Genomic DNA, 15,355 nt, shown 5'->3' with positions numbered 1-15,355 from the left:
TCTGGAATCCTAAGCATATCCTCTTTAATAGAAGATATGCGCAATTATACACGACGACGAGCATCAGCAATCAAGAGGTTAAACGCGAGTGGGATAGCAGATGCTGCTATTTGGTGATAATACACTGAATTATAGCGAATAGGCTAGCCTTATTCCCAACAATTTGATGACAATGCGCGAATTGCTCATTCAGGGTTAAGCAGCCCTCACGCCCAAATAGTCCAAACAGTAGCAAGCGCAACTGCTATAATTGCAGCAACAAACGCTCAATCGATGCCCAATTGGCCAAACGATCACATGCGCCAAGCCAATATGGTATTATTTTGAGTCAGGAGGGTTATTATGTCCACTAGCATTCGCGCCCGCTCATGGCGCGAGTTTAATCCATTAATGGTTGTTGCTGTCTTGCTGTTGCTAGCAATTAGCTTACCAATGGTCTATACCACGACGGTGGGTTCAGCAGGCACCTTGGTGTTTGGGCTTGGCTCATCGTTTGCCAAACATATTGTCTGGATCAGCGTGGGCGTGAGCCTGATGTTTGGGCTGGCGCTGCTCGATTATCAGTTGCTGCGTTCGTTGGCAATTGTTTTATATGTTGCGGCCTTGGGTTTGTTGGGCATGGTGGTGGCGCTTGGCCAGGTCAAATATGGTGCCCAAAGCTGGATCGGCTCAAGCCAACTGTCGTTTCAGCCAACCGAGCCTGCCAAACTCATGGTGATTATCGCGCTGGCTGCCTTTTGGAGCAAGCATGGCGATGAGCCAAGCCCGTGGAAATCGGTCTTTGTTTCGCTCGTCATTTTGGCGGTGCCGCTTGGCCTCGTTATGCTTCAGCCCGATTTTGGCTCAGGCATGGTGATGATTGGGATTTGGCTGGTGATGTCATTGGTGGCCAATACCCGCTGGGTGCAATATGGCTTATTAAGCCTGCTTGGTGCGCCGATTGTGGTGCTGGCTTGGCTTAAATTCGACCAATATCAGCGCGAACGCTTGACCGTATTCTTGACTCCAGAACGCTGCGAGACTGATATTGAATTTCGCATGCGCGCCTGCTGGCAAATTATCCAATCGCGTTTGGCAATTGGCAACGGTGGGCTGGGCGGCATGGGCTTGCTGCGCGGGGTACAAAGCCAATTAAACTACTTGCCCGTCCAAGAAAGCGACTTTATTTTTGCCGTAACCGCCGAAGAACTGGGCTTTATTGGCGCAGCAGTGGTGATTGTGCTGCAATTAATCATTATCTGGCAAATTTGGCGAGTCGTTGAGCGAGCACGCGATCCTTTTGGACGCTTGATGGTAGCCGGAATTGGGGGCTTGCTCTTGGTTCACTGCTTAGAAAACATTGGCATGAACCTGATTATGATGCCCATGACTGGGATTCCGCTGCCGTTTTTGAGCTATGGTGGCTCGTTTACCCTAACAGTTTTGATGGGAATTGGGATTGTGCTCAGTGTCTCGATTCGCAGTCGGCGCTGGTCATTTAACTAGGTACTAGGCCAACTGAGGACTATTTGACGAGCAATGTTGCTGAAGAAACCACCCATCAGCCGCGAATTTTACTTAAAATTGCCTAACCAGCTACCTTGCCCGCCTTCGGGCGATTTCGTATAATACATCGTAACATTTTCTTTCTTAAAGACTTGATCAACATTGTTCCTACAAAGCCGACTGGATTTATTCAACCAGCAGCTTTGAAGAAGCTCCTGCGAGATGCAGTAGTTGTAGGTGGATTGGGATGTTGGTAGCAATTATTTTTATGCTCTTGTTTATTTGCTGTCCTACAACATCACCCCTACTTCGGCAAGCCGCGCATTGATCGTTCCTTAAAGCCAAGGGGGCTGTATGGCGTTAATCAAACGAGGTGGGACATCGCGTTTAACCCCAATCGATGGGCCGGATGGCGGTTCATCAACAGGGCAGCCCGATGATGCAACACGTACTTTCTCTCCACAACCAATCAGCGATGACTCGACTCGCGGCTTAGACGCAACCCGCACGATTGCTCCAGCCGATCCCGATTCGACTCGTGGCTTAGTCGCAGCGGGCAATGATTCAACTAGAAGCATTGCTCCACCAGTCAATCCCGATGCCACCCGTGGCATCACTCCAAATCCTGATGCGACCCGTGGGATCAATGAGAACCCTGATGCAACTCGAAGCGTTAGCAATCGGATTGGCTCGATCTTACGCAATCAAGGGGTTTCACGGCTTGGCACCGAAGATATTCGCAATCGGGCGCCAAACCCTGATGCAACCCGTTTGCAACAGTCAGGCGCAAAACAAGCAGAGCCAAGCACGCCCCAAGCAAGCTCGCCAACGCTCAAAACTGGCACGGTGCTTGAAGGCCGCTATGTGATCGAAGGCGTTTTGGGCATCGGCGGGATGAGCGTGGTCTATAAAGGCCGCGACACCCGTTTTAAAGATGTCACGCGCTTTTGTGCGATCAAAGAGATGTTTCAAAACTCGCCCGATTCGCAAACCCGCTTGCTGAGCTTGAAGAACTTCGAGCGCGAAGCTGGCTTGTTGGCAACCCTCAATCATCCAGCAATTCCCAAGGTCTACGACTTTTTCGAAGAAGCTGGTCGCGCCTATCTGGTGATGGAATTGATCGAAGGTCACGACCTTGAAACCGTGCTCGAAAAAGCCAACGGCCCCTTGGAAGAGCAGCAAGTTGGGCGCTGGGCAATTCAGATCTGCGATGTGCTGAATTATTTGCATGGCCACGAGCCAGAGCCAATTATCTTCCGCGACTTAAAACCATCGAATATGATCGTTACGCCGAGCGATCGGATTGTATTGATCGACTTCGGGATTGCGCGGGTCTTTACGCGCACCGATAAAAAAGGCACCATGATTGGGACGGAAGGCTATTCGCCACCAGAACAATATCGCGGGATTGCCGAAGCGCGTGGCGATGTCTACGCCTTGGGTGCGACCTTGCACCATTTGCTCACCAACATCGACCCCCGCTTAGAAACCCCATTTACCTTTGGCGATCGCCCGATTCGCCAATTGAACCCAAGTGTTTCGCCCGAAGTAGAAGCGATTGTTATGAAATCGCTCGAATACGATATGGCCAATCGTTGGGGTTCAGCAGCTGAATTTCAAGCGGTTTTGATGAGCGTGCCAGGCCTAGCCCCAGCTGGGGTAGCCATTGCTACGCCAGCAACCCCAGCCTTTGGGGCGGCAATTCGCCGAGGTGGCAAAAATACCGAGCTGCTTTGGAAGTTTCGCTGCGAAGATGAAGTGCGTTCATCGCCATTTGTGCGCAATGGCACGCTCTACATCGGCTGCTACGACACCAACCTCTACGCCTTGGATACCAAGCGCGGCGAATTTCGCTGGAAGAAGCCAACCGAGGGTGGTATCTCCTCAACGCCGACCGTTTGGGATGAGATGGTGATTGTCGGCTCTGATGATGGCAACGTCTATGCCTTCGATACCCGTGCTGGCACCCAACGCTGGGTCTTTCGCACCGAAAAGCCAGTGCGCTCCTCGCCGCGCGTCCAAGACCGCTTGGTCTACTTTGGCTCCGACGATTACCACATGTATGCGGTTGATGCCACCAATGGCCGTCAAATTTGGCGCTATCGCGGTTGGCAATGGATTCGCTCATCGCCATGTTTGACCTCAAGTATGATTATTTTTGGCTCAGGCGATGGCAGCATTGTGGCACTTGACCTGTTCAAGGGCGGCATTCGCTGGAAACAAAAACTCCAAGGTGGGATTGTTTCGAGCGCTGCGGCCAACGATACCATGGTCTTGGTTGGCTGTATGGATAACAATCTGCATGCGCTCGACCTTGAAGGCGGCTGGCCAATCTGGAAATTCCGCACCAGCCACTACGTGAATTCATCGCCGATTATTATTGGCAACCGTGCCTTTGTTGGCGGGATCGACGGCAATGTCTATGCAGTTGATCTGAAAAATGGCAAGCAGGTTTGGCAATACAACACCGGGGCGCAAATCGTCTCGTCGCCTGTTGCCGATTCAGGTCGCATCTACATCGGGGCCGCAGATGGAACGGTCTATTGTCTCGATGCTGGTTCGGGCACGCCTGTTTGGACGCACACCTGCGAAGGCCCAATCGTTTCTACACCAGCGGTCGTCGAAGGGGTTGTCTATATCGGGTCGATGGATCACCATGTCTATGCCTTACGTGCTTAGGAGAGTCCGCCATGGGATTTTTTCGTAAATTATTCGGGCGTACTTCAACTGAGCCAAGCACGCTTGATTCGGCTCCTGCTGCAACCGAGCAACCAGCGGTTGCGCTTGAAAACCCTGCCAGCAATGATCCACTTGTCGAACCAGCCACCGCAACGGTTGATGTTGAGCCAGCAGAGCTACCAACTAGCCCAGAACCAGCAACCGAATTGCCAGCAGCCCAAGCTGCTGGCGCTTTGGCGACCGAACGCTCGCAAAAAACCACCGCGCCACTCGACCCGGAGCAACTGCCGGAGCGCGATCCTGATGGCACGAACTATCTTGGGACGCGTGATATTAGCAATGCGCCGATTGTGGCCAAAGCAGTTTCAACCCGTGGCTTGGCAAGCTGGGCCGCGCGCGATATCGGGCGGATTCGCCGCAACAACCAAGATAGCGTGTACTCGCTGTTGATGAGTTTGCCCGATGGCGAGCACGATTTAAGTGTTGGCCTGTTTGTGGTTGCCGACGGCATGGGCGGCCACGAAGGCGGCGAAATCGCTTCACGGCGCGCTATCGAAACCGTCATGATCGCCGTATTGGAGCAATTGGCCCTGCCAGCCATGGCCGATGAAGATCCAGGTAATACGCTGCCATTGCTGATGATGACAGCGGTGCAGGATGCCAACACGCGGATTTGGAACGAAGCCCAAGCCCAAGGCACCGATATGGGCACAACCTGCACGGCAGCGTTAATGGTTGGCGATGGCCTCTACATTGCCCATGTTGGCGATAGCCGCTTGTATGCAATGAGCGATGGCAAGTTGCGCCTGATTACCAATGATCACTCGACAGTTGGGCGCTTGATTGCGATGGGTCAGTTGACCGAAGAAGAAACCCGCAATCATCCGCTGCGCAATCAACTCTATCGGACAGTTGGCCAACACCCTGAGCTGCAAGTCGATGCAATCTATCAAAGCCTTGAGGGCATTAGCCATTTGTTATTGTGTAGCGATGGCTTGTGGAGTATGGTTGACGACGATGAGATGGCCGCGATCATCAATGAAACGCCTTGGCCTCAAGATGCCTGCCAGCGTTTGATTGCCCGCGCCAACTTAGAAGGCGGCGAAGATAATATTAGCGCGGTGGTTGTTTCATTGCCACCCTTGCAAGCCCAAGGAGCGCTCCGATGAGTAACCAAGCAATGGTTCAACTGCGCATCACCCCTGGGCGGCCAGCAGTTGCCCAAAGCAACGATCCACAAATTGTCTATTTGTTGGTCGAAGCCTCGCCTTCAGGCATTCCCGATGCCGATTTGGCGATTCCGGTCAATCTTGGCTTTATTGTTGATCGTAGCTCTTCTATGCGCGGCGAACGGCTTTACCAAGTCAAAGAGGCCTGTAATAACGTCGTCAACCAATTGAATCGCCAAGATTATTTCTCGGTAGTGTCATTCAACGACCGCGCCGAAGTGGTTGTGCCCTGCCAACGCCCCAACGATAAAGACCAAATCAAACGTGCGATTGGCATGATCGAGGCCAAAGGTGGCACCGAAATGGCCACCGGCATGATGATGGGCTTGCAAGAAATCTCGCGACCCATGATGAGCCGCGGCATCAGCCGCATGGTTTTGTTGACCGATGGTCGCACCTATGGCGATGAAAGCCGCTGCGTCGAAATCGCCCGCCGCGCGCAATCCAAGGGCATCGGCATCACCGCGCTGGGTATTGGCGATGAGTGGAATGAAGATCTGCTTGAAACTATCGCTTCTGCTGAAAATAGCCGCACCGAGTATATTACCAACGCCCAGCAAATTGTTAACGTCTTTTCCGAGGAGATCAAACGGCTGCAAAATGTGATGGCGCATAAGGTTGAATTGCGCTTTCACTTGCACCCCCAAGCTGAGATTCGTTCGCTGTTTCGGGTGCGCCCATTTATTGCCGCGCTCACCCCGCAACTCCATAACGAAACGCTGTGGCGCATGCCGCTCGGCGAGTGGGTTGGCCGCGAAGATCAAGTCTTTTTGTTGGAGCTGGTCGTGCCGCCAATGCCAGCAGGCAACCAAACGATCTGTCGGGTCGAGATGTTCTACGAAGTGCCAAGCATCAGCAGCCAAGCCTTGCAAACTAAGGTCGATGTGCAATTGCCAATTCGGCCTGCCGAGCAAATTCGGCCTGATGTTGATGGTGTGGTCAAACACTGGCTCGAACGCACGGTGGCCTATCGTCTGCAAGCCTCGGCGTGGCAACATGTCGAGCAAGGCAATATTGAAGAAGCTACCAAAAAACTGCGCATGGCTGGCACGCGCTTGCTCGAATCGGGACAAACCGATCTGGCCCAAACCGTGCAAGAAGAAGCTACTAGGCTTTTACGCAGCGGCACAACCAGCGATGAAGGTCGCAAACGGATTAAGTACGGCACCCGTGGCTTGGTAGCTCGCGAACGGGGCGGAGAGCAATAGGAAGTTGTTATGATTAAGTGTCCAGCGTGTGAAACCGAAAATTTACCAGGCACCTTTTTCTGCATTGACTGTGGCTCGTCGTTTTTGCCTTCGCGCATTCGTGAGACCACCGCTTCGCTCGGGGCATCCTCGATGGCTGGTGGCTCTGGCAATTTGGTCATTCCGCCACCTGCGCCGCCTCGCGATACGGCGGTTCCGGTTTTGCGGGTGGTCATTCTGAATAGCGGGCGCAAGCTTGGCTTCAACACCAACCAGCCGATCGTGATTGGGCGCCAAGACAACAAGGGCAGTTTTTATCCCGATATTGATCTTTCGACCGATGGCGGGCTAGAGGCTGGGGTTTCGCGGCGCCATGCAATTATTCGCATTCAAGCGGGCAATGTCTGCACGCTCGAAGATTTAGGTAGCTCAAATGGTACTTTTATTAATCGCGAAAAGCTGACTGCGAATAGCCCCAAAGCCTTGCGCCATGGCGATGAAGTGCGCTTGGGCAATATCTTGTTACGGATTGAATTGACGAGTCAGTAAATCATCCTCGCTAGTAGAAGGAGTTTCTTTATGGGTACACGGGTTGTTATTTTGCACTTGAGCGGCGAAGATCCGATTGTGGCTGAGATGGAAGACGATCCCCAGCCAACTGATGCCTTTATTCGGGTCAGCAATATGCGACGCCGCGATGGCAAAGATGTGCCCTACATTGGCGGCGGGGTGCAATCGGTCATTTACCCATGGCATCGGGTGACCTTCATCGAAATGATGGTTAGCGAAGAAGAACGCGGCAACGTGATCGACTTCTTCCGCGACGCCTAAGCTTTTTCAGCATCAAATGGGGCTTAATTCATCCCTTGGCGCTGGTTGCTGCCCGAAAGCAGCCAGGGCCAAGGGATTCTTAACGATTGTTAATCCTAGTTTCTCATTTTTCACAGAGCATAAAAGTGGCTGTGGTATAATGCGCTTGGCTGAGGCAAGCATGGCTTGTTTCTTACGGACATTCGTCCGATTGGGCCCATTTATAGTGAACATGAGATTGCTTGATGGCAGCGTTGCCATAACTGCACCTTCATCCACTCCGTTCCCCATGGACGAATACCAGCATGCAGACAACCATCATCATGGCACAAGGCAAAGCATGACAAACGCTGGAAACAACAGATTAGGCCTTCGATTTCGCGAAGCCCGTGAAGCCCGTGGTATCTCGCTGGCTCAAGCTTCAAGTGAAACCCGAATTATCCAACGCTATTTGGCGGCCCTCGAAAATGGTGAATATCATCATCTGCCGGGCGATGTGTATGCCCGTGGTTTTATTCGAAATTATGCCCAATATTTGAATCTGCCCGCAGATGAGTTAATTGATCTGTATCGGATTGAGCGTGGTGCTTCAACGCCGATTCAGGTTGTGCCCGCAGCAGTGCCGCCGCGCCGGAATACAATTTTTCTACCCAGTCTCTGGACAGTGATTTTGGTGGTATTGGCGTTGGTTGTGATCGGCTATTTAACGCTCAATGCGCTTGGACTTACGACGATCAATAGTACTCAAGTGGCGGGGGCAGCAACCTCCACCTCAGTCATTCCCACCCCAACCTTATTAGCAACGCCAACCGCGCAACCAACCAATCCCGATGGCTCAGTTCCATCGCCAATTAACCCATTAGCGACGCCAACTGTTACCATCACCCCAACCCAGGATGTTCCTGTCCAAGTGGTGCTGCGGGTTGATGGTGGTTCGTCGTGGCTCCAAGTCTTGGTCGATGGCCAAAATGCGATCGAAGGGATTCAAAGTAATGGCTGGACGCAGACCTTCTCGGCCCAGCAAACAGTTCAGGTCAAGGCTGGCAATGCTGCTGTGGTCGAAGTGATTCACAATGGCAAAGCGCCAGTCCGCATGGGCGCGCCCAACCAAGTTGTCACCACAATCTATACGCCCAATTAACCGTAGCTGAACGCCATACCCCATTCTTGGGGTATAGTTAAAGCTGCATTCATATATCGAACACCAGTATTGGGAGGCTTTTTGTGGCTGAATTTAGTTTTGACGTGGTTTCAGATTTTGATCGGCAAGAGTTGATTAATGCCGTCGACCAAACCAAGCGCGATGTTGGTACTCGCTATGATTTGAAGGATACGAATACCGAAATTACGCTTGGCGAAAAGGAAATTACGCTTGTAACTGGCAGCGAATTGGCATTAACTGCGGTGCGCGATATTCTCGAAACCAAAGCCTTGCGCCGCAATCTTTCGATCAAATTATTCGATTATGGCGAGCCTGAGGAAATTGGCGGCATGAAAATTCGCCAAGTGATTACCCTACGCAAAGGAATTGCCGAAGATATTGCCAAGAAAATTGTAAAATTGATTAAGGCCGAAGTTCCCAAGGCCCAAGCCCGGATTCAAGGTGATTCGCTGCGGGTCTCATCGAAAAGCAAAGATGAGTTGCAAGCGGTGATGTCGCTGTTGCGCGAACGCGGCGATGATTTTGCCTTGCCCTTGCAGTTCAATAACTATCGCTAAACTGTGCTAGTTTGACACGTTGGCAAAGCCCTGCTCCGTTGGTTTGGAGTAGGGCTTTGTGTCTTTAAACTGCTAGCGTGCGTTGTTCGGCGGCGCTTTGTTCTGCCAACTCGATCAAACGAATAACTTCGCGGGCTTGCTTGGCAGTTACAGCCAACTTGGCCTCGCCACTGATCGCTTCAGCCAGATTGCGATAATAGGCAGGATAATTGCCTGCCAACGTTTCAATTGTGCCTCGCAGCGCTAAGCCATTGGCTTCAGTGTTGAGCATGCCCCAATCGGCGGCTGGCTCTTGGCCCCAATTTGGGCTATTTGGCGTTTGGCCAGCTTTCAAAGCAGCTTCTTGGGGATCGCTGCCCGTTTTGAGCCACGAGCCATGGGTGCCATGCATATTGAAGCGCGGCCCTGGTTCGCGCACCAACATGCCAGCTTTGAGCGTTACCTGCAACCCTGCATAGCCCAAGCGTAAATCAAAATAATCAACAGTTTGTGCGCCATCACGTTGCTTGGCAAGGTGGGCTGTAATCGTTTGGGGCATACCAAATAACACCACAGCTTGATCGATCAAATGTGAGCCAAGATCATACAAAATGCCACTGCCAGCGCCTGCTTGTTCGCGCCAAGCTCCTTGTTTGAGCTGGGGCCGATAGCGATCATAATGGGATTCGTAGCTCACCAATCGCCCCAACCAGCCAGCCTCAATTACTGCCTTTGTGGTCAGAAAATCGCCATCCCAACGCCGATTATGAAACACACTCAGCAACCGTTGCTCTTGCTCAGCCAGCGCAATCAACAGATCAGCTTGCCCGCTGTTGAGCGTAAACGGCTTATCGACCACCACATGTTTGCCAGCGCGCAAGGCTTGGGCGGCCAAATCGGCGTGGGTTTGATTTGGGGTGGCGATCACAACCAACTCAATCGCTGGATTCGCCAATGCTGCGCTCAGATCGGCGACCACCTGCACAGTTGGGTAGATTTCGCGGGCAGTTTGGCTCTGGCGTTGCACCACTGTGTGCAAATTCAAGCCTGGTTCGGCCATAATCAGCGGTGCATGAAAAACTTGGCTGGCCATTCCAAAGCCAACTAAGGCCACGTTTATCGCCATAGAACCTCCTAGTAAAATCAGCGATCTAGTAAATCGCGCAGCAAGGCTGTGTAGTGTTCACGCTGCGGCAATTCAAATTCAACATGGATTTTTCGGCGTTGGCTGATAGTTGGCGTTTGGGTTTGCGGATTAAAGCCCGCATGATCAACGTTCCGCCAATACAGCCCAACGCCACGCTTTTGCCAGGCAACCAGATCGTTAAAATTGATGCCATGTTGAAACAGCAACTCATTTTTCTGAGCGACCGAAAGGCGAGCAACTTGATCATTGGCAGTTTGCGGATCAACCACTTTATCACGCAATGTCCAGTAGCAATAGGCATTCAGTGCATTGCGATGCGCATCTTCCATCCGCCAGCGAAAATAATCATACACCAGTTGATCGGTGGGCAATTGGCAAATTCGACAATCAAAACTAGCTTGCTGTTGAATCGCAAGGCTAAAGTGGCTGCTGGCTTGTAAGCCAATCAACAGTACTGCTTGGGGTTGAGCCATAGATCACTCGCGCTCAACATGAATTGAGCCGCCAAAGCAGCGCAATCAAGCAAAAAATCTGTCGAATATCGTCGCAGATGTTGGCAGTTTGAGCATCAATAATCTGGCTGATTTTGCAGCCATGTTCCAATTTGACAAAAGGCTCCGTTACGAGTAGAATACTCAAGCCCTAAACCAAACGGCGCATTCGTCTAGCGGCCTAGGACGTCACCCTTTCAAGGTGAAGATCACGGGTTCGAATCCCGTATGCGTCACCATTTGCACTCACTGTCCACGCAGTGAGTGCTTTGTTTTAGCCTCTTAACCCACTCCTTCAGCCAAAACTTGACAATTCTTAAGCCTTTATGGTACTGTCTGTTTACTAAATCCAATGAACTAATAAAGTTTATTCAATCCTCGCTACATTCTAGCCCGCATCAAAGCTCGTTCAAATTTAAAAGCTTCAACAATCCGCAGCGTCCTAGACAGGAGTGTGTTATGGTTCGCAAATGGCCTTGGAAGCTGGCTTGCGCTAGCTTATTAACGACGGTTTTAGCCGCGTGTGGTGGCGGCAGTGCCACCGAAGCTCCTGACACGAATGCCAATCGGTTGACTATTACGATTGAAAGCTGGCGCAGCGACGACCAAAAGGTTTGGACTGAACAAATTATTCCATTGTTTGAAAAGAGCAACCCAAATATTCATGTGGAGTTTCGGCCAACCGCGCCCACCGAATACAACGCAGCGCTCAATAGCAAATTGGAGGCTGGCACTGCTGGCGATCTGATTACCTGTCGGCCTTTTGATGTTTCATTGGGTTTGTACACCGCAGGTCATCTGACTGCGCTCAATGATTTGCCAGGGGTTCCGCATTTTAGCGATGTAGCCAAAAGCGCTTGGCAAACCGACGATGGCAAAACCCTGTTCTGCTTGCCAATGGCCTCGGTGATTCATGGCTTTATCTACAACAAAACTATCTTCAACGAACTTGGCCTAACCGAACCCAAAACGGTCGCTGAATTCTTTGCAGTGCTCGATAAAATCAAGCAAGATGGCCGCTATACGCCATTGGTGATGGGCACAGCAGAGCAATGGGAAGCAGCAACCATGGGTTTCCAAAACATCGGGCCAAATTATTGGCTTGGCGAAAATGGCCGCAAAGCCTTAATTGACGGTAGCGCCAAATTAACCGATGCCGCCTATGTTTCAACCTTCAAAGACCTTGAACGCTGGGGCGATTATCTGCCCGAAGGCTTTCAAGCAGTCAAATATGCCGATGCCCAGATGTTATTTGCCTCTGGTCGCGGCGCAATCTACCCCGCTGGCTCGTGGGATATTGCCTACTTCAACCAAAATGCCAAATTTGAGCTTGGCGCATTCAAAGCTCCGGTGGTCAATGCCAACGATCAATGTTTTATCAGCGATCACACCGACATTGGGATTGGGATTAACGCCAAAACCACGCATATGGCCGAAGCCCGCACCTTCCTTGAATGGATGACTGGGCCTGAATTCGCCAGCGAATTCAGCAATGCCTTGCCTGGCTTCTTCAGCCTGTCGGATTATCCGATAACCCTCAAGAATCCGTTGGCCCAAACCTTTGTTGATTGGCGCAAACAATGTCAATCGACCATCCGCAACTCCTACCAAATTCTCTCACGCGGCGAGCCAAACCTCGAAAACGAACTATGGCGCACCAGCGTTGGGGTAATTGATGGAACCTTCGCGCCTGAAGCAGCAGCCCAAGACCTCCAAAAGGGCTTAGATAATTGGTATAAAAAACCCTAACTAGCCTCACGAATTGCCACCTCGCTGAATTTTTGGCGAGGTGGCATGGTTTGATGAAAGAGTTGCCTATGCTGCGCCCCAACAAATCGCGCCCACGCTGGCATATTGCGGTATTTCTTGCGCCAGCCCTCTTGCTCTACAGCATCGTAATGGTTTTTCCGTTGCTCGATACCTTGCGCTTAAGCCTGTTTAGCTCCGATGGAGCCAATTTTGTGGGCGTAAGCAATTATCAGCGGCTGTTTACTGATAGCCAGTGGTGGCCCTATTTTTGGCGGGCGCTGAAAAATACTGTGCTCTTTTTCCTATTACACATGCTGTTGCAAAACCCTTTGGGCTTGCTGTTGGCGGCGCTGCTCGATAGCAAAAATCTGCGTGGGCGCAGCATCTATCGCACGTTGCTGTTTTCGCCAACCATGCTTTCGTTTGTGATTGTGGGCTTTATTTGGCAACTAATTCTCAGCCCGACCTGGGGCATTGCGCCAGCAATTAGCGATTTTTTAGGCATTCGCTATCGGCCATGGCTTGGTTTAGAAAGCACATCATTGCCAACCGTGGCCTTAATTTCAATTTGGCAATTTGTTGGCATTCCGATGCTCTTTTTTATGACAGCGCTGCTGGCTGTGCCGCAAGATATTTTGGAAGCAGCGCGGGTTGATGGTGCTAGTGCTTGGCAATTATTCTGGCGGGTCAAGTTTCCGCTCATCTTGCCGACGGTTGGGATTGTGAGCATTTTGACCTTTATTGGCAACTTCAACGCCTTTGATTTGGTGTACACCGCCAAGGGTGCGCTGGCAGGGCCAAACTTCTCGACTGATTTGCTTGGCACCTTCTTCTATCGCACCTTCTATGGCTTCCAGCTGCAACTTGGCGATTATGCGATGGGTACGACGGTTGCCATGGTGATCTTTTTGATTATTTTGTTTGGCAGCTTGCTGTATTTATTAGTGTGGCAACGCAAGGTTGTAAGCTATGAGCTCTAATTCGCTTGTGAGTAAACCGCCCATGACCCAACCAAAAACCGCCCCCAATGCCCTCCGCCCAAGCCGCTGGCTCACACCGTTGTTGGTGCATGTGATCTTGGGTAGCTACACGCTGTTGGCGATTGCGCCGGTTATTTTGGTGGTGATGAATTCGTTCAAAGGCTCGCAAGCAATTTTCCAAAAGCCCTATCTGCCGCCAATCGGCGAGCTATTTGATCCGGTTGGCTATGCGACGGTCTTTAAACAAACAGCGATTTTGCATTATCTTGGCAATAGCTTGCTGGTAACGCTTGGCTCGATTGGGCTGATTTTGCTGCTTGGCGCTATGACTGCCTTTGGCTTGACCGAATATCGCTTCCGTGGGCGGGGCTTTTTGAGCTTGTATGCGCTGATTGGCTTGATGATTCCGATTCGCTTGGCCACCGTGAGTATTCTCAAACTGATGGTTGCGCTCAATCTGCAAGACACAATTTGGTCGTTGATTTTGGTCTATAGCGCTCAAGGCTTGCCGATGGCGATTTTTGTGCTTTCGCAATATATGCGCCAAGTGCCAAGCGACCTCAAAGATGCGGCGCGGCTTGATGGAGCCAGCGAATATCAAGTGTTTTGGTTGGTTGTGCCTTTGATGCGCCCAGCCTTGGCAACCTTGGCGATTTTCGTGATGCTGCCAATTTGGAACGATTTGTGGTTTCCACTGGTTTTGGCTCCTGGCGAGGCTTCGCGCACTCTTACCTTGGGCGCACAACAATTCCTTGGTCAATTCCAAACCGATTGGAGCGCGTTGCTGGCGATGTTGACCTTGGCGATTGCGCCAGTGCTGGTGTTGTACCTCATCTTCTCGCGCCAATTGATTCGCGGCCTGACTGCTGGCACCGTCAAAGGCTAAACTAGAACCTCTAGCCGAAATTAACTACAAATTTTTATGTTCATCAAACAATGCCTGATTACCACTCATTGTCCTTTAGGGGGGCTGGGGGATGAAAACCCCCGGCGTTTCCCTCCGGCGGAGGGACGGAAGGGTGGCGAAGCATTGATTGAATTTAAATTACCTCAATGGCCCTAGCCGAATGCGCACTTTCTTGGTAGCATACACAGAGATTGGTTAACTGTGCAAGGAGTGCTTGTATGCGTTTGCTCAACCGAACTAATGAACGCCATGAAGAAAATGCTCATCAACGTAAAATTCTGGTTGCCGATGATGATCCGGCGATTTTGCGGTTGGTCGAGGTGGCGTTAAGCGGCCAGCGCTATCAACTTGTCACAGTTTCCAATGGTCTCGAAGCGCTCAAAATGTATCGCGATGGCGAATATCAGCTGTTGTTGATTGATGTGATGATGCCGTATGTTGATGGCTTCACGGTGACCGAGCGCATTCGTTCGCGTTCCGATGTGCCAATTATTATTATCACCGCCCGCGATGGCACCGATGATGTGGTGCATGGCTTTGAGCTAGGCGCTGATGATTATATTACCAAGCCGTTTCGCACTGCCGAGCTGCAAGCGCGGGTTGAAGCAATTATCCGACGGGTGGAAGGCTATCAACATCGCAAAGCCTCGCCGATTGTGCGGATTGGCGATTTGGAAATTGACGAGCCACGCCACAAGGTGCTGCTCGCTGGCGAGGACGTGAATCTCACGCCGATGGAATTTGAGTTGCTCTATTTTCTGGCGGCGAATGCAGGCCAAGTTTTCGACCGCGAAGTGCTGTTTCGCGAAGTGTGGGGCTACGAATACGTTGGCCAAACTAACCTTGTCGATGTTTGTGTGCGCCGCCTACGCGAAAAAATCGAAGAACTGCCATCGAAGCCCCGCCGGATTCTGACAGTGCGCGGCGTTGGCTATAAGTTGGCCGATGGTGGCTCATTATAAAGCTGAGGATCGGGGGTTAGGGATCAGGGAT

At 51.4% G+C, this 15,355-nt stretch carries 14 protein-coding genes and 1 tRNA gene; 13 read left to right on the top strand and 2 right to left on the bottom strand.

Annotated elements, in window-relative coordinates:
- Nucleotides 1-342 precede the first annotated feature (342 nt).
- The 8 genes from SE18_RS11655 to SE18_RS11615 all read left to right on the top strand — a co-directional run bounded on the left by SE18_RS11655 (nucleotide 343) and on the right by SE18_RS11615 (nucleotide 9,109).
- Nucleotides 343-1,485, top strand: coding sequence for an FtsW/RodA/SpoVE family cell cycle protein (locus tag SE18_RS11655; protein ID WP_054534635.1), 1,143 nt, complete (start codon nucleotides 343-345; stop codon nucleotides 1,483-1,485).
- Nucleotides 1,486-1,839: 354 nt separating this feature from the next.
- On the top strand, nucleotides 1,840-4,164 hold the full coding sequence (locus SE18_RS11650; protein WP_054534634.1) for a beta-alanine-activating enzyme beta-propeller domain-containing protein: 2,325 nt from the start codon (nucleotides 1,840-1,842) through the stop codon (nucleotides 4,162-4,164).
- A gap of 11 nt (nucleotides 4,165-4,175) precedes the next feature.
- Nucleotides 4,176-5,333 (top strand): PP2C family protein-serine/threonine phosphatase, encoded by a 1,158-nt coding sequence (locus SE18_RS11645; protein WP_054534633.1) that lies wholly within the window; start codon nucleotides 4,176-4,178, stop codon nucleotides 5,331-5,333.
- Nucleotides 5,330-6,601 carry a VWA domain-containing protein gene (locus tag SE18_RS11640; protein ID WP_054534632.1) on the top strand — a complete coding sequence of 424 codons (1,272 nt, stop codon included), beginning with the start codon at nucleotides 5,330-5,332 and terminating at the stop codon, nucleotides 6,599-6,601. The genes SE18_RS11645 and SE18_RS11640 overlap by 4 nt, the downstream gene beginning before the upstream one ends.
- A 9-nt stretch (nucleotides 6,602-6,610) precedes the next feature.
- The gene (locus SE18_RS11635; RefSeq protein WP_054534631.1) at nucleotides 6,611-7,129 is read left to right on the top strand and encodes an FHA domain-containing protein; all 519 of its coding nucleotides are present in this window, start codon (nucleotides 6,611-6,613) and stop codon (nucleotides 7,127-7,129) included.
- A gap of 30 nt (nucleotides 7,130-7,159) precedes the next feature.
- The gene (locus tag SE18_RS11630) at nucleotides 7,160-7,411 is read left to right on the top strand and encodes a hypothetical protein (protein WP_054534630.1); all 252 of its coding nucleotides are present in this window, start codon (nucleotides 7,160-7,162) and stop codon (nucleotides 7,409-7,411) included.
- A 319-nt stretch (nucleotides 7,412-7,730) separates the two neighbouring features.
- Nucleotides 7,731-8,531 carry a helix-turn-helix domain-containing protein gene (locus tag SE18_RS11620; RefSeq protein ID WP_054534628.1) on the top strand — a complete coding sequence of 267 codons (801 nt, stop codon included), beginning with the start codon at nucleotides 7,731-7,733 and terminating at the stop codon, nucleotides 8,529-8,531.
- A gap of 83 nt (nucleotides 8,532-8,614) precedes the next feature.
- A complete protein-coding gene (locus tag SE18_RS11615) occupies nucleotides 8,615-9,109 on the top strand; it encodes a YajQ family cyclic di-GMP-binding protein (RefSeq protein WP_054534627.1) in 495 nt (164 codons plus the stop codon).
- Nucleotides 9,110-9,173: 64 nt separating this feature from the next.
- Here SE18_RS11615 and SE18_RS11610 read toward each other — a convergent pair whose 3' ends face one another.
- On the bottom strand, nucleotides 9,174-10,214 hold the full coding sequence (locus SE18_RS11610; protein WP_054534626.1) for an oxidoreductase: 1,041 nt from the start codon (nucleotides 10,212-10,214) through the stop codon (nucleotides 9,174-9,176).
- A 17-nt stretch (nucleotides 10,215-10,231) separates the two neighbouring features.
- Complete coding sequence (locus SE18_RS11605; RefSeq protein WP_236706858.1) at nucleotides 10,232-10,708, bottom strand: hypothetical protein; 477 nt, start codon at nucleotides 10,706-10,708, stop codon at nucleotides 10,232-10,234.
- Nucleotides 10,709-10,888: 180 nt separating this feature from the next.
- Between SE18_RS11605 and SE18_RS11600 the strand changes: the two genes are divergently transcribed.
- From SE18_RS11600 to SE18_RS11580, 5 genes are all read left to right on the top strand, one after another.
- Nucleotides 10,889-10,965, top strand: a tRNA-Glu gene (locus SE18_RS11600).
- 220 nt (nucleotides 10,966-11,185) lie between these two features.
- Complete coding sequence (locus tag SE18_RS11595; protein ID WP_054534625.1) at nucleotides 11,186-12,475, top strand: ABC transporter substrate-binding protein; 1,290 nt, start codon at nucleotides 11,186-11,188, stop codon at nucleotides 12,473-12,475.
- A gap of 53 nt (nucleotides 12,476-12,528) precedes the next feature.
- Nucleotides 12,529-13,455: a carbohydrate ABC transporter permease gene (locus tag SE18_RS11590; protein WP_236706857.1), complete on the top strand. Its 927-nt coding sequence runs from the start codon at nucleotides 12,529-12,531 to the stop codon at nucleotides 13,453-13,455.
- Between the two features lie 22 nt (nucleotides 13,456-13,477).
- On the top strand, nucleotides 13,478-14,341 hold the full coding sequence (locus SE18_RS11585) for a carbohydrate ABC transporter permease (protein WP_236706855.1): 864 nt from the start codon (nucleotides 13,478-13,480) through the stop codon (nucleotides 14,339-14,341).
- 239 nt (nucleotides 14,342-14,580) lie between these two features.
- Nucleotides 14,581-15,324 carry a response regulator transcription factor gene (locus tag SE18_RS11580; protein WP_054534624.1) on the top strand — a complete coding sequence of 248 codons (744 nt, stop codon included), beginning with the start codon at nucleotides 14,581-14,583 and terminating at the stop codon, nucleotides 15,322-15,324.
- The last annotated feature ends 31 nt before the right edge of the window (nucleotides 15,325-15,355 follow it).

This window comes from Herpetosiphon geysericola (genome assembly GCF_001306135.1).
Lineage (GTDB): Bacteria > Chloroflexota > Chloroflexia > Chloroflexales > Herpetosiphonaceae > Herpetosiphon > Herpetosiphon geysericola.
This window is presented reverse-complemented; position numbering and strand designations above follow the sequence as displayed.